Origin of the sequence: Mucilaginibacter sp. P25, assembly GCF_050859465.1 — a bacterium.
Classification (GTDB): domain Bacteria; phylum Bacteroidota; class Bacteroidia; order Sphingobacteriales; family Sphingobacteriaceae; genus Mucilaginibacter; species Mucilaginibacter gossypii.
The window spans coordinates 5531441-5551721 of record NZ_CP193937.1 but is presented as its reverse complement, the minus strand read 5'-3'; the positions used below and the strand labels follow the sequence as shown (position 1 = coordinate 5551721).

Below are 20281 nucleotides of genomic sequence, written 5' to 3'. Positions count from 1 at the left end.
ATATAAATACCTTATTGAAATTCAATGATCACCTTATCATTCAGGTTCAGGCCCAGAAGGCCACTTGCATTGCCTTTATTTATGGCAATTTCCAAATGGTCACTGATACCAAACAAACAAAGTTTTTCGCCAACGGGTACTTCATTATAATGCCAGCTTAAATGGTTTATGGTTTCATTGCGCTTAAAATTGAGCACAAAACGCCTGCCTTGCTGCACGCTGTTAAAAAACTCCTTGGTTATATTGGTTATCACATTCTGAAATGAATCGATATAAATTACAACACCTTTGATCATGTTTTTTTCAATAACAGGCTGCAAATTCATTTTGTTTTCAATATCGCTCACCGGCAGGCCTATTTCATCCAGCTTGCCGCCTTTGGCTAAATGGCAGGCCGTTTTAACAAAGATATCGGCCAGGGGGAAGTGGAGGAATTTAAGGTCCTGCATAATGTTGATCTCAACTATCTCTTCAGGCTCCTGGTCAAACATCAGCGAAAAAATACCGTTATCAGCCCCCACAAAGTAGTGCTTTTTGTAGCGGATAGCGAGGTATTTGGTATGGTCATTATAAACGGTATCAATACCGATAAGGTGTACGGTATCTTCAGGGAAATAATGAAAACTGTTTTTAAGTATAAAAGCGGCCTGCTGTACATTAAAGGCTGCAACACTGTTGGTAATATCAACAATATTTACTGTAGGCAACAATTTGTAGATACTGCCTTTTAACGCAGCCTGGTAAATATCTTTATCGCCTAAATCAGTAGTTAATGTTATAATTGCCATTAATTTTATAAATATTTATTGCTAATCTTGTAGTAGCATTTGAAGCTACAAATATTCAATTTTTAATTCATAAAAATCCGTAACTAAAAAAATCAAATTAGTATTGAACGAACTTAAGCTATCAATTGAAAACGTAAACCCTGCAGTACTGTGGGGCCTAATAATGATCATTTTGAGATCATTAAGAAACAATACCCCAAGCTTAAAATAGTTGCCCGCGGCAGTGAAGTGAAGGTTTTGGGCGATGATAACGAACTGAATATTTTCCAGGAAAAATTTTCCCATCTGATAAATCATGTTGAGAAATTTGAAAATCTCAACATAACTGATCTCGAGCGGATCCTTGGTTCGAAGGTTAATAATGCAACCACATCCGAACCCGCTGCTGCAGATAAATTTGCGAGTGGTGAAGTGATTGTGTTTGGGCCTAACGGCGTAATGGTTAAGGCGCGTACCACCAATCAGCGCCGCATGGTTGATAGTATTAACAAAAGCGATATCCTTTTTGCAATCGGGCCTGCGGGTACCGGTAAAACGTATACCGCGGTGGCATTGGCCGTAAGGGCACTTAAAAACAAAGAGATTAAACGCATTATACTAACCCGCCCGGCGGTTGAAGCAGGGGAGAACCTTGGTTTTTTACCCGGCGACCTTAAAGAAAAGATCGACCCATACCTGAGGCCGTTATATGATGCGCTTGATGATATGATCCCGGCCGAAAAACTGAAGGTTTACCTGGAGAACCGCACCATTGAGATTGCACCGCTTGCCTTTATGCGTGGCCGTACCCTTGATAACTGTTTTGTTATTTTGGATGAAGCCCAGAACGCTACGGATATGCAGCTCAAAATGTTCCTGACCCGTATGGGGCCATCAGCTAAATTTATTGTAACCGGCGACGTAACACAGATTGATTTGCCAAAAAAACAACAATCCGGCCTGCACACTGCTTTAAGGATCCTGACCGATATCAAAGGTATCGAGATAGTATACTTAAGCGGCGAAGACGTAGTAAGGCACAAATTAGTACGTAAGATATTAGAAGCTTACGGGGATATACAGTAATTAGTTGATTAGAGGTTGGTGGTTAGAGATTAGTTGCAAAGCTCATGTCTAACTAACAACCTTTAGTCTTCAATATAAAGTGATTTGAGGCTATTGAAAGGGAAGCAAACTTGCAAATCCTAATCTCTAACCTCCAATCTCTAATCACTAAAAACAATGAACTCAATAAAAGAAACACATTTCAGCTTTCCGGGGCAAACGGCTTTTTACAAGGGGAAAGTACGCGATGTTTATACGATAGATAATAAATACCTGGCCATGGTTGTTACCGACCGGATTTCGGCTTTTGATGTTGTATTACCTGAAGCTATTCCGTTTAAAGGACAGGTGCTTAACCAGATAGCAGCCCGTTTTTTAAAGGCTACAACCGATATTGTTCCGAACTGGGTTATTTCTGTTCCGGACCCAAGTGTTACCATTGGTCGTATTTGCGAGCCGTTTAAGGTAGAGATGGTGATCCGCGGCTACCTGGCCGGCCATGCTGCCCGCGAATACAGCGCAGGCAGGCATCATGTATGTGGAGTGGCTTTGCCTGAAGGCTTAAAGGAGAATGACATATTGCCTGAGCCTATCATTACGCCGACAACCAAGGCGTCGGTAGGACATGACGAAGATATTTCACGCGAGGAGATCCTGTCAAGAGGCATTGTATCGGAAGAAGATTATGTAAAGCTTGAGGCCTATACCCAGGCGCTATTTAAACGTGGTACCGAGATTGCAGCCAAACAAGGCTTAATATTGGTAGATACCAAATATGAGTTTGGTAAAGTTGATGGTCAGATTTACCTGATCGACGAGATCCACACGCCTGATTCTTCGAGATATTTTTATAAAGAAGGGTACGAGGAACGTCAGCAAAAAGGTGAGCCGCAGAAACAGCTTTCTAAAGAGTTTGTGCGCAAATGGCTTATCGAAAATGGCTTCCAGGGTAAAGAGGGGCAAGTAGTGCCGGTTATGACCGAAGAGATTGTTAATTCGATATCTGAGCGTTATATAGAGCTTTACGAAAAGATTATCGGCGAGGCATTTGTTAAGCCTGCCGAAGGGAATGTATTAGCCCGCGTTGAAACGGCAATTAATAACGCGTTGAGCGTTATGTAATTTTAAAATATCCATAAAATATTTATCTTAGCTTATTAAATTTAATAAGAATGAAATTTACTGTAGATAAACATGAGAAATATATATTATTGAAACTTAATGAATCAAAATTAAATTCAATAGTAACGCCTCAGTTAAAATCAGAACTGATTTTGATCAATACAGAGGGGCAGCGCAACATCATTCTCGACTTGTCGCAGGTGAAATATGCCGATTCATCAGGCTTAAGCAGTTTGCTGGTTGGTCATCGCTTGTGTAAAAATGCTACGGGTTCATTTATTTTGGCGGGTTTAAATGACGCGGTTGCGCGTTTAATAACCATATCACAATTGGATAATGTATTAACCATTGTCCCAACCGCCGAAGAGGGTGTCGATCTTATTTTTATGGAAGAGATTGAAAAAGAATTAAAAAAGGAAGCAAGATAAACCATTTGATTGTTTACCTATTATGAAATTTGAGGTAACAATACTTGGCAGCAGCTCCGCAACCCCCATCTTTAACAGAAATCCTACTTCACAGGTGCTCAATATCAATGAGCGCCTGTATTTAATAGACTGCGGCGAAGGCACTCAGCAACAAATGCTCCGTTTTGATATCAAAGCCAGTCGCATTGATCATATTTTTATAAGTCATCTTCACGGCGATCATTATTTAGGCCTGGTTGGTTTATTATCATCCATGCATCTTAACGGTCGTAAAAAGGCGCTTAAACTGGTATGCCCTGTGCAGTTGAAAGAAATAATTGATCTGCAATTAAGATATTCAGATACCGAACTGCAATTCCCTGTTGAATATATATTTACCAATGCCCAACAAAGTGAAGTGGTGATCAATAATAGTGATGTTGTAGTTGAAACGATACCGCTTGATCACCGCATTGCCTGTACCGGCTTTTTGTTTAAGGAAAAGAAAAGACTTCGTAAATTTATTAAGGAGAAAATAGAAAGTCTCGACATCCCGGTTGCCTATTATTCGGTATTGAAAAAGGGGGGATTATACTGATGAAAAAGGCAAAGTTTACAAAAATGAGGAGCTAACTATCGATTCGGCCGAGCCTAAAACCTATGCCTACTGCTCCGATACGATGTATAATGAAAACTATTTTGGCCAAATCGCCAACGCCACGTTGCTTTATCACGAGGCTACTTTTTTAAACGATATGCTTGACCGGGCAGCTATAACCCATCACACCACAGCGTTACAAGCCGGAGAGATAGCCCTGAAAACCAACGCCAAAAAACTGCTCATAGGCCATTTTTCGGCCCGTTATAAAACCCTGAATGAGTTACTGGATGAGGCTAAAATAAATTTCCCCTCAACTGAACTTGCAATTGAGGGGAAAACCTTTTTTATAGAATAAAGCTAAAAGCTTAAGGCAGAAAGCCAAAAGCAGGCTTTTAGCTTTCCTTAATCCTTCTTACCACCAAAAACAGAGAAGCTCACATAACGTTTTGGATGTGCCTTCAGATCAATAAACAGGTTATTGAGATTGTTTGATGCATCTGTAAGGTTTTTGTACATTTTATCGTCATTAAGCAAAAGGCCCAAAGAACCCTGACCGGAGTTGATTTTGGCAATAGTTGCCTGCAAATCGGCCATAGCTTTATTTGCATTATCAAGTGTTTGTTTCAGGTTAGCAGCAGCAACGTCGTTACTTACTTTTTCAAAGTTAGCTGTCATTCCGTTTAGGTGTGCTGTGCTTGTCTTTAAGCTGCCTGATACTTCCTCGGCATTGGTAAGTATGGCGTCGATATGTCCGGTTTGTGAACCTACCAGGTGGTCTATTTTTTTGGTAGTGCCTTCAAGCGTTTGCAATGAGTTCGCAATGCTCATGAAACTGCGGTCAATGTTTTTCTGAAAGTTAGGATTCAGGATCTTGTTAACAGCGCTCAGTGACAGAATCGAGTTTAGACATCAGCATCTCTGCCTTTTTTTGTATGGGCTGCAGGCTTTCCGCAAGGCTGCCCTGGATATCGGCTTTAAGTGTATCCTGGTCTTCGGCGGGCACATTGCTGTTACCTAACTCAAAAACAATGGCTTTACTGCCCAGCAGATCGGTACTTTCGAGCTTGGCGAGGGTGTTTTTAGGCACAACCACATCTGGCTCAATTTTAAATTCAACCACGGTACGCCCGTCTGGCTGAAGCTTCATTTTAGAGATGCGGCCTATCTGGTAACCGTTTACCAATACTGGTTTTGAAACGGTTAAACCTTCAACGCTGTTATAAATAGCATAGTATTTATTTGATCCTGAAAAAACATCATTACCGCGTAAATAACTGTAACCTAATATGAGTATGGTAATTGCTATTGCCGTAAGTGCACCAATTTTGGTTTCGTTAGAGATTTTCATTAAGTAGAGTTTATGCGTTAATTGTGTTTAAGGCTATAAACCTGCAACCAGGCTTATATGTTTTATGATGTACGTTTTATTTGCCAGGAAGTAACAGTCTGGCTTTTATAATTATTGAGAAATCTGTTCCATTTCTTTTTTATAGGTTGTTAATGCACGGATAATTGAAGCTACAATCTCATTTTGTCCTTCTTCCGAGTTAAGGTACTTTTCATCGTCGGGGTTATTGATATAGCCGGTTTCAACCAATACTGATGGCATTGCGCTGTGGCAAAGTACGTAAATGCCCTGCTCCCTGATCCCTTCGCTACGCCTTCCATCGGTATCAACAAACTCGCCGTTAATTAAAGTAGCCAGCTTGATACTCTGCTGCCTGAACTTTCTTTTGTACTCGTTTGTTAAAATAATGGTCATGGGGTCGTTCGGGTCCAGTGCGCCGCCGTCGAGTTCGGTCTCTTCGCCAACCTGGTTTTTTTGAATGGCGTTTTCCTCTTCGCGGGTACGGTGTAAACCATAAACCAAAATCAGTACGCCTTTGCCCGACCTGTCCGGTACCCGAACGGTACGGTACACCGCTTTATGACGTTTGGTACCAACCTTTTCGCGAATTGTTCTGTCGGATAGCGAATTGCAATGCAGGGAAATGAAGAGCTGCCCTTTGTTTTCATTGGCTATTTCAGCCCTCCGTTCAAACGAAACATCATCTTCGGTAGTACGGGTCATTACAGCTTTCACGCCGCTTAATTCTTTTTCTATAGCGGCTTGCAATTTAAAGCCAATAGCCAGCGTTACATTCCTTTCTGACGAATAAGAGCCCGATGCACCGTGTGAATAATGACCTGTAGAGGCTGATGGTTTGCCGCCATGCCCGGGGTCGATAATAATGGTTTTGATCTTAAAACCGGTACTGTTGACAACAGTGTCGGTTTGACGGGGAAGACTATTGGTTAAAACAGAACTGTATGATTTAAAAGGAAAAAATGAAAGGAGAACCAGCAACACCCACAAACTATAAATCAATCTTTTCAATGCCTTATTTTTCATTATTTTTGAACGCTGTTAACTATATCTGCAAAAATACTATTCATAATCAATTTTGAAATTCATAACCTTTTTTTTCTGCTTGCAATTATATTAATAGTAAACGGACTTGCTGCTAATGCCGGCACTGTTTTAAATAACAGCCATGGCAGGAGGCCTTTAACTGATACTATTATCAAACTTGATTCGCTTCGTGATAAGAAACTTCTTAAAGGTAAACAATCCGGCTCAATAACGCCGCTACGAAACGGTAAGCCTGTAAATTCTTTACCTGCAAATGATACCACTAAAAAGAATAAAGGTGGCCTGCAATCAGAAGTAAAGGCAACTGCCGAGGACTCGACCCACTCAGACCGGGAGCACCAGGTTACCTATTTTTACGGCAAGGCCCGTGTAACCTATGAAGATTTCGAGCTTGATGCAGATTATATCAGGGTTGATGATAAAAACCACCTCATATTTGCTCGGGGAAGCATTGATCCTCGTACGCACCAATATATCCGCAGGCCTATCATGAAGCAAAAAACGGATAAGCCCGTAGCATCCGATTCGCTGATTTTTAATTATCAAACAAAAAAAGTAAAGATCTATAATCCTGCATCCGAACAGGAAGGCAACTTTATTTCGGGCGGGCAGGCAAAAAAACTCAATGATGATGAGGTTGCATACCGTAACGTTATTTTTAGTACCTGCGATTTGCCTTATCCCGATACCCACTTTGGTATAGTGATTACCCGTGGCATCGGCGAAAAGAAACGTATTATATCCGGGCCCGCTTACCTGGAGATTGAAGGGGTCCCTTTACCGCTTGCCATTCCGTTCGGTTTTTCCCTAAGCCGGATACCAGGACATCAGGTGTTATTTTGCCAACTTTTGGTGAGGACAACACCTTGGGGTTCTATTTAAAAGGGCTTGGATACTATATTGGTATAAGTGATTATGTTGATTTGACTACCACCGGGTCTATCTACTCAAAGGGCTCGTATGAACTAAGCAGCACGGCACGATATCTTAAACGTTATAAATATACGGGCAACGTTACGCTAAGCTTTGGCTCGCATAACTATGGCCTTGAGGGCGACCCGGCCACTAAAGACGCTCATATTTACTGGTCGCATGTGCAGGATGCCAATGCTAACCCAGGTTCAACTTTCAGTGCTTCGGTTGATGCAGGTACTTCCGGTTTCTTCCGGAATACGCCATCGGCAAGTAACTATAATGTTAACTCCATTGCCCAAAGTAGTTTACGCTCAAGTATCGCTTATGGTAAAACCTGGGCAGGTACACCGTTTAACTTAAGTGTAGGCATTTCGCATAGCCAGGATATAGCCCGTAAAACGGTGAATATCGAATTGCCGACTATTGCCTTCGGTATGTCGTCAATAAACCCATTCGACTCTAAAAACAGGGTTGGCGAACAAAAATGGTATCAAAAAATTACCGTGAGCTATAATTTGGTAGGTACCAACAAGCTTAACGATATCCCCGAGTCCCAGTTATTTAAAGGCGAAACTTTATCAAAACGGTTACAAAATGGTTTTCAGCATACCATCCCGGTTAGTTTGGGCTTAAACGTATTAAAGTACTTTCAGTTTAATAACAGTGTTAACTATACCGAACGCTGGTATTTTCAAAGCATTAATGAAAGATTTGAAAGGGGAAGCATTGCCGGTTCAAATCAATTAATTATTGATACTATACCTGGTTTTAAGCGTGCCGGCGAGTATAGTATCAGTACAGGTATATCAACTAAATTGTACGGTACCATAAACTTTAAACATGGTAACCTGAAAGCAATCAGGCACGTGGCTACACCGTCAATAAGTTTTAGCTATCGTCCCGACTTCAGCGACCCAAGCTTTGGCTATTACAAAACAGCTGTTAGTACAGCCACGGTACCTTATCCGTATACCTATCAAAAATATTCTATTTTCCAGAACGGAGTTTACGGCGGCCCCTCAGCGGGTAAGCAGGCGGGTTTAAATTTCTCGGTAGATAACACGATAGAAGCTAAGGTAAAAGCGAAAAGCACGGATACATCCGGCACCGACCGAAAAATCATGATTTTACAAGGTTTGTCGTTCTCCACCTTTTATAATTTCGCAGCCGACTCAATGAAACTTTCGGATATCTCATTTTCGGGGCATACCGCTATTTTTAATCAAAAATTAAGTATCAGTTTTTCGGGAGTGTTTAGCCCATATGTAACCAAGGTAAGCGATTCAATCTCCAATAATCAGATTGTAAGAACAAGCCGTTATATAAACAGGTATGCCTGGCAGGACGGCAAATTTCCAACTTTATCAGGTTTAAACATTTCTATGGGTGGGAGCTTGAATTCAACTAAAGCAACTCCGGGAAATGCCGCCCTGAATACTATTGCAACCATGAATCCTACCCAGGCTCAGAGATTGGCCCTGGTAAACAGCGATCCGAACGCATATGTTGACTTTAACGTACCGTGGAATATCTCGCTCAACTACAGTTTTAGCTATCAAAACTACTTAAACAACAAAACAACCAGTAATACGCTCCAGATTTCGGGCGATGTGAACCTTACGCAAAAGTGGAAGATCCAATATTCTACTACGTATGATATAAAGGCGGCTAAATTTGCAAGCGCTACCTCGTTTTCAATATACCGCGATCTGCATTGCTGGGATCTGGCCTTTCAATGGATCCCCTTCGGTGTATACAAAATGTATAACGTAACTTTAAAAGTGAAGGCTTCTATTTTGCAGGATTTGAAACTAAGCAAGAAAAGCGATTACAATCCACAATCATCTTTTTATTAATATAATAATGCTGGCAGAAATAATTACCATCGGCGACGAGATACTTATCGGACAAATTGTTGATACCAATTCGGCCTGGATGGCCACCGAACTTAACAAGATAGGGATAAGGGTAAAGCAGATCTCATCAATAAGCGACGATAAAGAACATATCCTGAAGGCATTAGCCGAAGCTGCAAGCCGGGCCAGTATCATTTTTATTACCGGTGGACTTGGCCCTACAAAAGATGATATCACCAAAAAAACATTAGCCGAATACTTTGGTGTTGAACTTGTTGAAAACGAGGATGCATTTGCTAATGTAGAACGCATTTTTGCCAAATATAACCGCCCGTTACTGGAGATCAACAGGCAACAAGCGCTTGTTCCTGCCAATTGCGAAGTTGTGCTTAATGAAAACGGCACTGCTCCGGGTATGTGGTTTAATCACAATGGAGTTATCTACATGTCGATGCCAGGTGTGCCATTTGAGATGATGTACATGATGGAAGGGCAGGTATTGCCTAAAATTAAGGCTACCCTGAAGCTTCCCGTGATCATTCATAAAACGCTGCTAACCGTTGGTGAGGGTGAATCATTTTTGGCCGAACGGATTGCAGATATCGAAAATGATTTGCCATCGCATATTAAACTAGCCTACCTGCCAAAGTTAGGACAGGTGCGTTTACGATTAAGCGCTTTTGGCGAAGATGAAGCTGCTTTGCAAAAAGAAGTTGATGCATTTGCCACCAGGTTTATTGAGCGCATAGGTTCACCGTTTGTTATTGATCAGGACATCCCGCTTGAAAAAGCCATCCTTGATTTGATGGAAAGTAACGGCCTTACTTTATCAGTAGCCGAAAGCTGTACCGGCGGTTATCTTTCGCACTTGTTTACCCAACATCCGGGGTCATCGCAGGTGTTTTTAGGCGGCGCGGTTTCTTATTCGTACGAGTTAAAGGAAAGTATTTTGGGAGTAAAGAACGAAACTTTGTGGCAACATGGAGCCGTTAGTGAAGAAACTGTAAAAGAAATGGTAGAGGGGGCACTGTTGAATTTCAAATCGGATTTGGCCGTAGCTATAACCGGCGTTGCCGGCCCGGGGGCGGTACGGAAGATAAACCCGTTGGTACTGTGTGGATTGCAGTTGCCTCAAAAGAGAAATCATTAATAAAAAAATATACATTTGGCAGTAAACGCAGGCAAAACATTGAGCGAAGTGCTGTGATGGCCCTGTCAATGTTGAATACTTTGCTTACTCAAATTAAAAAGTAAAGATTTAAATACCTAATTTTGGAGTTAAACTATATTCTACTGTATGGCCAAATACCAGCTGTTATTGCCAAAAATGGGGGAAAGTGTTGCTGAAGCAACCGTTATCAAATGGATAAAAAAGCCGGGTGATAAGGTGAATGCCGACGATGCTGTAATGGAAATCGCTACCGATAAAGTTGACTCGGATGTGCCTTCGCCTGTAGCCGGTAAGTTAGTTGAACAACTGTATCAGGAAAACGATGTGGTACAGGTTGGCGCAGTTATAGCGATCATTGAAACTGAAGAAGCCGAAACTGCCCAGATAAGTGTTCAGCCGGAAGAAACTCCAGTTCCTCAATCAGCCGAAGAACCCCAAATAACGGAAACAACATACCAGGAAGCTGTTCAGTTAAATGAAGCCGAAAAAGTTCCTGAAGCCGGAATAAACGAAATTCAATCTTCAGATTTATCGGGTATTCCCGGGATAGATCAGCTTGAGCAAAAAAGCTCGCCTGCTGCTTCGGTATTTAAATCCGAAGGCCGTTTTTATTCGCCCCTTGTAAGAAATATTGCCACACAGGAAGGTATCACTATTGGGGAGTTGGATAGCATCCCCGGGACGGGGTCGGATGGCCGTTTAACCAAAGATGACCTGCTGAACTATCTGCAGGCAAAAACTCCATCAGTTCAAAATACGCATCAGTTAGCTCATGTTGAGTCGTTTACTACTCAAACTGCCGGGCAACCTGTAAAAACAGTTGAGCCTGCTAAAGAAGCACGACCGGCTGCTGAACCAGCGCCGCAACCAATAATTACTGCGGCTCCTGGACCTGCAAAAACGGAAACGCCAAAAGCTGCCCCTGTTGAGCAGCAGCCTGCTCCGGCTGTTTCTGTAACCGGCAGTGATGAGATCATAGAGATGGACAGGATGCGCCGTTTGATTGCCGATCATATGGTGATGAGCAAACAAACATCGCCGCATGTTACCTCATTTGTTGAAGCCGATGTCACTAACCTGGTGTTATGGCGCGAAAAAGTAAAGAACAGCTTTGAAAAACGTGAAGGCGAAAAAATAACCTTTACGCCTATATTTATTGAGGCAGTAGCGAAAGCGATCAAGGATTTTCCAATGATCAATGTATCTGTTAACGGTACTCAGATCATAAAAAAAGCGGCAATCAACATCAGCATGGCTACGGCTTTACCAAACGGTAACCTGATTGTACCGGTAATTAAAAAAGCAGATGAGCTTAACCTTGTTGGTTTAACAAAGGCCGTTAATGACCTTGCGAACCGTGCACGCAATGGCAAGTTATTGCCCGATGATGTAAAAGAAGGCACATTTACGATTACCAACGTTGGCTCATTTGGTAACGTAATGGGTACACCTATAATCAACCAGCCGCAGGTTGCCATTTTAGCTGTTGGCGCTATCAAGAAAAAACCTGCTGTTATTGAAACAAAAGAAGGCGATATGATCGCTATACGCCACATGATGTTCCTTTCATTATCATATGATCACCGCGTTGTAGATGGAGCTTTGGGTGGCTCGTTTGTAAGGCGTGTGGCCGATTATTTAGAGAAGTGGGACAGTAACAGGGAGGTATAGGTTCTTAATTACATAAAAACATGACACGCCGGGCAAACTGTTCGGCGTGTCGTGTTTTTAGACCATGCGTTTCATTATTGACAAAATTGAATTTTAAATTTGTACTAATGAAGCACATAAATAACCACCAGGGTCCAAAACCCCGTAAATGATGCTTATTGGGTAAATTGTGTGAAAATTCGTATTAACTTTGCCTTTGAAAATGGCTTACAAGTATACTGATAATTACCGCGAACAGGGTGCCCGTAAAAGGCTTGTGGATGTTTTGAGAAAGAAGGGGATTGGCGACGAACACGTTTTAGAGGCTATTGGCAAGGTAAAACGTCATTGCTTTTTTGATGAAACTTTCTGGAACCAGGCTTACAGGGATATTGCGTTCCCGATAGGCGAAGGACAAACCATATCGCAGCCCTATACTGTGGCCTATCAGACCGAGCTATTGCATATCCGAAAAGGAGATAAAGTACTTGAAATAGGCACAGGCTCGGGATATCAAACCTGTGTCCTGCTTGAACTTGGAGCTAATGTTTACACTATTGAACGCCAGGAAAAGCTCTATCACCGCACCAAATACGTATTGCCAAATGAAATGGGTTACAATGCCCGTTTTTTCCTGGGAGATGGCTCTGTTGGAATAGCCGAACACGCACCTTATGATAAGATCATTGTTACCGCCGGAGCACCCACCGTGCCCGAAGTGCTGTTAAAGCAACTAAAAATAGGCGGCATCCTGGTTATCCCGGTTGGGGATGAAGAAACCCAAAAGATGGTTACAATACTAAAAGTGGGAGATAACGATTATGAAAAGATTGTGCTGGACACCTTTAGGTTTGTACCATTGGTAGGGGATAAGGCTTGGTAGGAGATTTCGGATTTCGAATTTTCGATTTCGGAATTAAGAATTATCATGATTTCATTTAAATAAATCCTAAATCGAAATTCCCAATTCCGAAATCAATTTACCTTTTCATCACTCTGTCCAGTTCAATCTTGGTATCGCGTTCCTTCATGGTTTCGCGTTTATCGTATGTCTTTTTACCTTGTGCAAGGCCAATTTCAAGTTTGGCAAATCCCCGTTCGCTGATAAATAACGCCAGGAGGACTATGGTCAACCCCCGTTCTTCGCCACGGGTCTGGAGTTTTTTTAGCTCTTTTTTATTTAACAGCAGGATGCGGTCGCGCTTGGCCTCATGGTTATAGAACGAGCCGAATGAATATTCAGAGATATGCAGGTTGCGTACATATAACTGGTTATTAATGAATGTACAAAAAGCGTCATTAATGTTAGCCTTCCCCTGCCTTATCGACTTGATCTCGGTGCCGAGCAACTGTATGCCTGCCACATACTTATCAAGTATATGATACTCAAAGTAGGCTTTTTTATTTTTTATATAGATGTTATCCTGGCTCATAATTATTCAGCCGCAAACTTACAAAATTAGTTTGACTGTGGCTTTACCACTAGTACCGGCACATTAACCTTGTGCCTTACAGAGTTTACAGTGGTGCCAAATATGAGGTCTTTCAAAGCTTTGTGTCCGTGCGAGCCCATGACAATGAAATCAATTTTTTCATTCTTTACAATTTCGGCTATGGCACTGGCCGGATTGCCGTAACCAATTTGTCCCTGGGCATTGTAGCCAAGGTTTTTTAATGTGCAAACATATTTATCGAGGTTGTTAAAATCAATTTGGGTTTCATTATCCAGCACCTGGCCGCCATAGTAACGCGCACCAGCAGTTTCAACAACGTGTATCAATGTATAATCGGCTTTTTTACCTCCCTGCATAATAGCATGCCGGAGGCAATCGGTATCATTCTTTGAAAAATCTATGGTTATGGCTATGTGGCTGTAAGTTATCGCATCAAGCTCGGTAATGGCATTGGCTATCCCATGTGGTACAATAGCCGGCCTGTCATGATGTTTAAATAATAATGGCCGTATAAAAACGTAGATCAGTAATAGCGCTATGCCGATAACAATGGGAACCACTACGGCATAAATCCATACCGGTGATGGGGTTCCGTTTACCCAATCGCCAATTTGTTCATATACCAGTTTGGCGTTTAATGCAACGATTAATAAAGCACTTGCCCAGGCCAATGCTCTTGTTTGGAAATTGATGGTAAACTTGCCCATTCTTTTTCGGTCGGAGGTGAAATGGATGAGGGGGATTACCGCAAAACCCAACTGAAGGCTTAATACAACCTGGCTTAAGATCAGGAGTTTTCCTAAACCTTCCTCGCCATAAAAAAGTATGGTGAACACTGCCGGTACAATAGCCAATACACGGGTAAGCAGGCGGCGTAACCAGGGCTCTATCCGCAGGTTAATATGCCCTTCCATAATGATTTGGCCGGCAAGTGTACCGGTAATGGTTGAGCTTTGACCCGAGGCAATAAGCGCAATGGCAAATAAAGTAGGCGCTATTGCACCGAAAATATGCTCCAGCAGCTTGAATGCATCCTGGATCTCCGCTACTTCAAAATAACCGTTCCTGAAAAAGGCGCTTGCTGCTAATATCAAAATAGCCGCATTCACAAAAAAAGCAAGATTTAGGGCTACAACAGTATCAAAAAGATTAAACTTAATCGCCGCCCTGAAGCCTTCTTCGCTACGGGTTATTTGGCGGGTTTGCACCAGTGATGAATGCAGGTATAAGTTATGCGGCATTACTGTAGCGCCAATAATGCCTATAGCTATATAAAGCATTTGCTGGCTTATTTTATCACCTTTAAACAGATTGCCGGGAATAAAACCCTTTGCTACTTCTATTACATCGGGCTTAACAATAAACATTTCGACCAAAAAAGAGAGCCCGACTATAAAGATCATCGAAATAATAAAACCTTCGAGCTTGCGCATACCCTTATTCATGAGGTAGAGCATCAGTACAGTATCGGTGATGGTAAGCGATACACCCCAGATTAACGGAAGGTGAAACAGTAGCTTTAACCCAATGGCCATGCCAATAATTTCGGCCAGGTCACATGCTATAATGGCTATTTGTGCCAGTATATACAGGCAAAAGTTTACAAAACGGGGATAGGCATTTTTGGAGGCCTGTGCAAGGTCGAGCCCGCGCACTATCCCCAATCGGGCTGCCAGTGATTGCAGCAGAAGGGCAATCATGTTGGATATAAACAATACCCAGATCAGCTTATATCCAAAAGCACTGCCTCCTGCGATATCCGTTGCCCAATTTCCCGGATCCATATAGCCCACGCTCACCAGGTAAGCCGGGCCCAGGAAAGCCATCAGCTTACGCCAGCCGCTTTTGTTTTCGGTGGTTACTGATCCGTGTACATTGCCTAAAGATTCGTTGTGTGTATTGTTCATAGGGCTATAAGCAAGTTGTTGGCTACTTCGCGGCTGATATGCACTTCTTTATTGCCGGTTTGTACCACTACCGAATGGTCATATTCAATAATATCAGTTATCATTATTTTGCAGCCGATAGTAAGCTGTTTTTTATCGAGGTATTGTAAAAAGGATGAACTATGGTCACGGACGCCTGAAATTATACCGCTTTGGTTAACTGTTACTGCCGAAACCGGTTTTAACTCGTGCGTGTTAAAACGGCCGTTACAGTCAGGTATAGGGTCGCCGTGTGGGTCATGTTTTGGATAACCCATAAACTTGTCAAGGCGGTCAATTAACTCTTCAGACGAGATATGTTCCATCTCTTCGGCAAGGTCATGAACCTGGTCCCATTTAAAATTGAGTTTCTCTACCAGAAAGTACTCCCACAGCCGGTGTTTGCGGATAATGCTTATCGCTATTTTCTCGCCGGAAGGGGTGAGGCTTACTCCCTGGTAGGGGGTGTAATTGATGAGCGCTTTATCTGCAAGTTTTTTAAGCATGTCGGTAACCGAAGACGCTTTGGTATTTAGCGAGGATGCGATCTGATTTGTACTCGCATTTCCATCATTTACAGAGAGATGATAGATGGATTTTAAGTAGTTTTCCTCGGCTAAAGTGTTCATTTAAACAAATCTAATAAAAAATTTAGACTAATCTAAAAAAATAAACGTTAGGAAATATGTTTTCGTTGAAGTACTTTAACGAAAAATTAAATTTTGCGAAGCAAGGAAAATACTATATTTGCATACAACTATGGCCGCCGAATTAGATAAAATAGACCTACAAATACTCAAGATTTTACAGGAAAACGGAAGGATAACCAACCTCCAGTTGTCTAACGAGATAGGGCTTTCGCCAGCACCTACTCTTGAACGCGTGCGTAAACTTGAGAACGCAGAATACATTAAAAGCTATCATGCGCTGGTAGATGAAGAGAAGTTAGGATTAGGAATCAAAACCTTTATCCAGATCTCCCTTGATTTTCATCAGAAAAACACCATTCAAACTTTTTTGGATGAAATTAAGAATATTAAAGAGGTAACCGAGTGTCATCACGTAACTGGCCAGTGTGATTTTCTGTTAAAGGTATACGTACGCGACATCAAATCATACGAGCAACTCATCATGGAAAAGATTAGCCGTATTACTGTGGTGAAAACTTTCCAAACAATGATGATCATGTCTACCAGTAAAAAAGAGCCTATAGTGCCGCTGGAGTATTAGGTAAGAGTCAAGACTATAAGAATCAAGAGTCAAGAAGAAGGATTAAATATCTTTTATTTCTTGACTCTTTTTATTTTCAGACTTTTTTAAATCTTGTTTCTTGACTCTTGGCGTCTTGTCTCTCGCTCAATGTATTTGCCAGTCAATCTCTTCTTTCCCTTCCTTTTTCAATATCTCATTAGTTTTTGAAAATGGTTTGCTGCCAAAAAAACCACGATCGGCTGAGAAAGGCGAGGGGTGCGGAGAGCGAATAATAAAATGTTTCTTCTCGTCAATCAAAACCGCTTTTGATTGGGCAAAAGCTCCCCACAGTATAAACACGATACCTTCTTTTTTATCGGAAATGGTTTTGATTACTTCATCGGTAAATTCTTCCCATCCTCTTTTTTGGTGCGAACCTGCATTGCCTGCCCTAACGGTTAGTGTAGCGTTCAGTAACAACACACCTTGTTTAGCCCATTCTTCGAGGTTGCCATGTGCGGGGATTTTAAATCCGGGAATATCGTTTTGCAGCTCTTTGTAAATGTTTATTAATGATCGGGGAATAGCAATGCCCTTTTGTACTGAAAAGGAAAGACCATGGGCCTGGTGAGCGCCATGATACGGGTCCTGCCCTAATATAACTACTTTAACATCATCAAAAGGTGTAGTATTGAAAGCGTTGAAAATTTCGCCGTTTTTGGGATAAACAACTTGCCCTGATTGCTGCTCTTCTTTTAAAAATTGTTTAAGTTTTATCATGTAAGGTTTGTCAAATTCCTGTTGTAAAACCTCAAGCCATGATGGTGGTAATGCAATCGCCATAAATATTTATATAGAAGTTGGTTTAGCGTACAAATAAACAGATATTTGCGCTAATATTAGTATCACAAATTATGTCAAATATTGTTCGGTTAGTTATTGCTTGTGTAGTGATGGGTGCGGCGGTTGCCCTTTGTGCATTCGGTTTTTGGGGATGGGGTATTTTTGTTCTGTTAATGGGCGGTATTATACTGCTTAGCTTCTTCTTTAACGAGAATATGATCATCGCCCAGTATTTTTTGCGTAAGGAAAATTCTGAAAAGTCAGAAGTATGGTTGTTGAAAATTACCGATTACGAAAAACAGCTGCACAAAAACCAGCACGGTTACTACAACTTGCTGATCGGTTTGATCGAATCACGCAAGGCGCCAATGAAATCAGAGAAATACTTTAAGAAAGCTCTGTCGCTGGGTATGAAAATGTCGCACAATATAGCTTTGGCGAAGTTGAGCCTGGCCGGCATTTCAATGGCTAAGCGTAACAAGCGCGAGGCGCAAATGTATTTGTCAGAAGCTTCAAAAGATGACAAGAACAAGTTGCTTACCGAACAGATCAAAATGATGAAAGGCCAATTAGCCCAGATGGATAAGCAAGTAGTAAGAGGTGGATATCGTCAGTTCTAAGAAAAAGAACAGATAGGAAAAGGTATAAAAAATAAAAGGGACGCGAAAACCGCGTCCCTTTTATTTTTCTTCAATGGCGCTGAAATAATCAGGCGTAGCTGAATGGTTTTGATAAGGCTGAACGTAGCTGTCTGTGTATGATGAATATTCAGATTCTTCAGACGGGTTGGCCACTTCAACAAGCTTCAATAAACTCCTGATGAACGACAGGTTAAAATTGCTCCTGTTAAGTTTGATCAGGTATTCGTTTTCGGTGATCTCTAATATTGAGTTGGTCATGATATTTGTAATATATGTTTATTACAATAATAGCTAACTCTTTTTAAATGAAAGTATTATTTTTTTTAAGCTTTTGTTAAGAAATTATAACCGCTGAATGGAGGGATTACGCTGATTGCGTTGATTTTCTTGATTGAAAGATTTTACGATTGATTATAAACTAAAATGGCCTGCACGAAGCAGGCCATTATTAAATATCAGGGTAATCCGAAAATCCTACAAATCAAGGTTTAATTATTCAAACCAAGCCATTACCTCTTCTTTGGTTGGCATGGTAATATCGAGTTTTAGTTTTTTACGCATCCCGCCAAGATCATTAAATACCTTGTTGGGGTTAGCTGCTTTTAATTCTTCAACGGTATTAAAGCCCATTTTATTCAATACCGGTACCCATTCAGCTCGTACGCCAATATTTATAAAATCATCGGCGGTAGCTACTTTAGCTTTTTCTCCGGGCGCATTTGCGGGAAGAACAATACTTCCTGGATGGTGCTTTGATTGGTCATCAGCATTACCAGCCTGTCGATACCGATACCTAAACCAGATGTTGGCGGCATGCCATATTCAAGCGCACGTAAAAAATCGTCATCCATGGCCATAGCTTCGTCATCACCGCGACCGGCCAGGATCAGCTGCTCTTCCAAACGCTCACGCTGGTCGATAGGGTCATTCAGCTCCGAGTAAGCATTTGCTATCTCTTTACCATTTACGAATAACTCAAAACGCTCAACCAAACCTTCTTTAGTACGGTGCTTTTTGGCAAGAGGGGTCATTTCGATAGGGTAGTCGGTAATATAAGTAGGCTGGATCAGGTGATGCTCAACTTTAGCGCTGAAAATCTCGTCGATCAGTTTGCCTTTGCCCATGCTTGGGTTTACTTCTATTTTTAGTTCTTCGCAAACATCGCGTAAGCCTGCTTCGTCCATTGCAGATACGTCAATACCGGTGTATTTCAGGATCGAGTCATACATCGATAATTTTTCGTACGGACCTGCAAAGTTAATTTCATTGCTGCCAACCTGTACAACCGGGATTCCGTGAACTGCTTTGGCAACAGTTTCCAGGCATTCCTCAACCATGGCCATCATCCATATATAGTCTTTATAGGCTACATAAATTTCCATGGCGGTAAACTCCGGGTTGTGGGTGCGGTCCATGCCCTCATTACGGAACATTTTGCCAAACTCATAAACACCGTCAAAACCGGCAACGATAAGTCTTTTTAAGTAAAGCTCGTTGGCAATACGTAAAAACAAGGGCATATCCAGCGTGTTATGGTGCGTTGCAAACGGACGGGCCGCTGCACCACCATGCACAGGCTGCAGGATTGGGGTTTCCACTTCCATCCATCCCTGGGTATTAAAGTAATCGCGCATAGCGCTGATCACTTTCGAGCGATTGATAAAGATCTGTTTGTAATCCGGGTTAACGGTTAAATCCACGTAACGCTGGCGGTAACGCAGTTCAGGGTCGGTAAAACCATCATGGATAGTTCCGTCCTCTTCGCGCTTAACAACTGGCAGCGGTTTCAGAGATTTTGAAAGCACAACGAGCTCACGTACGTGAACCGAGATCTCGCCCGTTTGAGTGAGGAACACATAGCCTTTTACGCCAACGTAGTCACCAATGTCCAGCAGTTTTTTGAATACAGTATTATATAAGGTCTTATCCTCGCCAGGGCAAATATCATCGCGTTTCAGGTAGATCTGCACACGACCGGTTGAATCCTGCAGTTCGGCAAAAGAAGCGCTGCCCATAATACGACGGGTCATGATGCGGCCGGCAATTACAACATCCTGGTAGGCCTCGGGTTTATCCTTAAAATTATCGGCTATATCCTGTGCCCAGGCGTTAACATTAAAAGCTTCGGCAGGGTAAGGGTTAATTCCCAGTGCACGTAGCTCCTGTAAAGATTTGCGGCGAATGATCTCCTGTTCGGATAATGCAATACTCATGTGATGTACGGTATTTTAATAAAGGTGCAAAAGTAAGGTTTTTTAAG

Annotated in this window: 19 protein-coding genes and 3 pseudogenes; 12 read left to right on the top strand and 10 right to left on the bottom strand. The window is 41.9% G+C overall.

Annotated elements, in window-relative coordinates:
- Positions 1-11: 11 nt before the first annotated feature.
- Positions 12-788: an SAM hydrolase/SAM-dependent halogenase family protein gene (locus tag ACRQ5D_RS27945; RefSeq protein WP_091162693.1), complete on the bottom strand. Its 777-nt coding sequence runs from the start codon at positions 786-788 to the stop codon at positions 12-14.
- A 103-nt stretch (positions 789-891) separates the two neighbouring features.
- Between ACRQ5D_RS27945 and ACRQ5D_RS27940 the strand changes: the two are divergent.
- The 5 genes and pseudogenes from ACRQ5D_RS27940 to ACRQ5D_RS27920 all read left to right on the top strand — a co-directional run bounded on the left by ACRQ5D_RS27940 (position 892) and on the right by ACRQ5D_RS27920 (position 4317).
- Positions 892-1853, top strand: a pseudogene (locus tag ACRQ5D_RS27940) (PhoH family protein).
- Between the two features lie 156 nt (positions 1854-2009).
- On the top strand, positions 2010-2954 hold the full coding sequence (locus tag ACRQ5D_RS27935) for a phosphoribosylaminoimidazolesuccinocarboxamide synthase (protein WP_091162695.1): 945 nt from the start codon (positions 2010-2012) through the stop codon (positions 2952-2954).
- A 50-nt stretch (positions 2955-3004) separates the two neighbouring features.
- Positions 3005-3382, top strand: a complete 378-nt coding sequence (locus ACRQ5D_RS27930) for an STAS domain-containing protein (RefSeq protein ID WP_090527130.1) — start codon at positions 3005-3007, stop codon at positions 3380-3382.
- A gap of 22 nt (positions 3383-3404) precedes the next feature.
- On the top strand, positions 3405-3959 hold the full coding sequence (locus tag ACRQ5D_RS27925) for an MBL fold metallo-hydrolase (RefSeq protein ID WP_431198504.1): 555 nt from the start codon (positions 3405-3407) through the stop codon (positions 3957-3959).
- An 82-nt stretch (positions 3960-4041) separates the two neighbouring features.
- Entirely contained in the window at positions 4042-4317 is a 276-nt protein-coding gene (locus ACRQ5D_RS27920; protein WP_431198503.1) for a hypothetical protein, read from the top strand.
- Between the two features lie 47 nt (positions 4318-4364).
- On the opposite strand, the gene ACRQ5D_RS27915 is transcribed toward ACRQ5D_RS27920, so the two are convergent.
- The 3 genes from ACRQ5D_RS27915 to ACRQ5D_RS27905 form a co-directional block, all read right to left on the bottom strand.
- On the bottom strand, positions 4365-4790 hold the full coding sequence (locus ACRQ5D_RS27915; protein ID WP_432327314.1) for a hypothetical protein: 426 nt from the start codon (positions 4788-4790) through the stop codon (positions 4365-4367).
- Between the two features lie 46 nt (positions 4791-4836).
- Entirely contained in the window at positions 4837-5310 is a 474-nt protein-coding gene (locus ACRQ5D_RS27910) for an MlaD family protein (protein ID WP_432327312.1), read from the bottom strand.
- 111 nt (positions 5311-5421) lie between these two features.
- Positions 5422-6354 (bottom strand): N-acetylmuramoyl-L-alanine amidase family protein, encoded by a 933-nt coding sequence (locus tag ACRQ5D_RS27905; RefSeq protein ID WP_091162697.1) that lies wholly within the window; start codon positions 6352-6354, stop codon positions 5422-5424.
- A 510-nt stretch (positions 6355-6864) separates the two neighbouring features.
- Between ACRQ5D_RS27905 and ACRQ5D_RS27900 the strand changes: the two genes are divergently transcribed.
- The 5 genes and pseudogenes from ACRQ5D_RS27900 to ACRQ5D_RS27880 all read left to right on the top strand — a co-directional run bounded on the left by ACRQ5D_RS27900 (position 6865) and on the right by ACRQ5D_RS27880 (position 12850).
- Positions 6865-7257 (top strand): putative LPS assembly protein LptD, encoded by a 393-nt coding sequence (locus ACRQ5D_RS27900; RefSeq protein WP_431198502.1) that lies wholly within the window; start codon positions 6865-6867, stop codon positions 7255-7257.
- Entirely contained in the window at positions 7215-9146 is a 1932-nt protein-coding gene (locus ACRQ5D_RS27895; protein ID WP_431198501.1) for a putative LPS assembly protein LptD, read from the top strand. Before ACRQ5D_RS27900 ends, ACRQ5D_RS27895 begins: the two co-directional genes overlap by 43 nt.
- A 7-nt stretch (positions 9147-9153) precedes the next feature.
- Positions 9154-10400, top strand: a pseudogene (locus tag ACRQ5D_RS27890) (competence/damage-inducible protein A).
- Between the two features lie 43 nt (positions 10401-10443).
- Complete coding sequence (locus ACRQ5D_RS27885) at positions 10444-11988, top strand: dihydrolipoamide acetyltransferase family protein (protein ID WP_091162700.1); 1545 nt, start codon at positions 10444-10446, stop codon at positions 11986-11988.
- A 202-nt stretch (positions 11989-12190) separates the two neighbouring features.
- Positions 12191-12850 carry a protein-L-isoaspartate(D-aspartate) O-methyltransferase gene (locus ACRQ5D_RS27880; protein WP_091162701.1) on the top strand — a complete coding sequence of 220 codons (660 nt, stop codon included), beginning with the start codon at positions 12191-12193 and terminating at the stop codon, positions 12848-12850.
- A gap of 97 nt (positions 12851-12947) precedes the next feature.
- Here ACRQ5D_RS27880 and smpB read toward each other — a convergent pair whose 3' ends face one another.
- Genes smpB through ACRQ5D_RS27865 form a run of 3 tightly spaced genes read right to left on the bottom strand, consistent with a single transcriptional unit; the run spans position 12948 to position 15975 of the window.
- Complete coding sequence (gene smpB / locus ACRQ5D_RS27875) at positions 12948-13400, bottom strand: SsrA-binding protein SmpB (protein ID WP_432327310.1); 453 nt, start codon at positions 13398-13400, stop codon at positions 12948-12950.
- Between the two features lie 26 nt (positions 13401-13426).
- The gene (locus tag ACRQ5D_RS27870; protein ID WP_091162702.1) at positions 13427-15328 is read right to left on the bottom strand and encodes an Nramp family divalent metal transporter; all 1902 of its coding nucleotides are present in this window, start codon (positions 15326-15328) and stop codon (positions 13427-13429) included.
- The gene (locus ACRQ5D_RS27865; RefSeq protein ID WP_091162703.1) at positions 15325-15975 is read right to left on the bottom strand and encodes a metal-dependent transcriptional regulator; all 651 of its coding nucleotides are present in this window, start codon (positions 15973-15975) and stop codon (positions 15325-15327) included. The genes ACRQ5D_RS27870 and ACRQ5D_RS27865 overlap by 4 nt, the downstream gene beginning before the upstream one ends.
- Positions 15976-16105: 130 nt before the next feature.
- Between ACRQ5D_RS27865 and ACRQ5D_RS27860 the strand changes: the two genes are divergently transcribed.
- Complete coding sequence (locus ACRQ5D_RS27860; RefSeq protein WP_022832833.1) at positions 16106-16576, top strand: Lrp/AsnC family transcriptional regulator; 471 nt, start codon at positions 16106-16108, stop codon at positions 16574-16576.
- Between the two features lie 126 nt (positions 16577-16702).
- On the opposite strand, the gene ung is transcribed toward ACRQ5D_RS27860, so the two are convergent.
- Positions 16703-17380, bottom strand: a complete 678-nt coding sequence (gene ung, locus ACRQ5D_RS27855; protein ID WP_091162704.1) for a uracil-DNA glycosylase — start codon at positions 17378-17380, stop codon at positions 16703-16705.
- A 71-nt stretch (positions 17381-17451) separates the two neighbouring features.
- Here ung and ACRQ5D_RS27850 point away from each other — a divergent pair, with 71 nt between their 5' ends.
- A complete protein-coding gene (locus ACRQ5D_RS27850; protein ID WP_091162705.1) occupies positions 17452-18000 on the top strand; it encodes a hypothetical protein in 549 nt (182 codons plus the stop codon).
- A 60-nt stretch (positions 18001-18060) separates the two neighbouring features.
- Here the strand turns inward: ACRQ5D_RS27850 and ACRQ5D_RS27845 are convergent, their stop codons facing one another.
- Positions 18061-18279, bottom strand: coding sequence for a hypothetical protein (locus tag ACRQ5D_RS27845; protein WP_090527160.1), 219 nt, complete (start codon positions 18277-18279; stop codon positions 18061-18063).
- Positions 18280-18513: 234 nt separating this feature from the next.
- A pseudogene (gene lysS / locus ACRQ5D_RS27840) lies at positions 18514-20234 on the bottom strand (lysine--tRNA ligase).
- Positions 20235-20281: the final 47 nt, after the last annotated feature.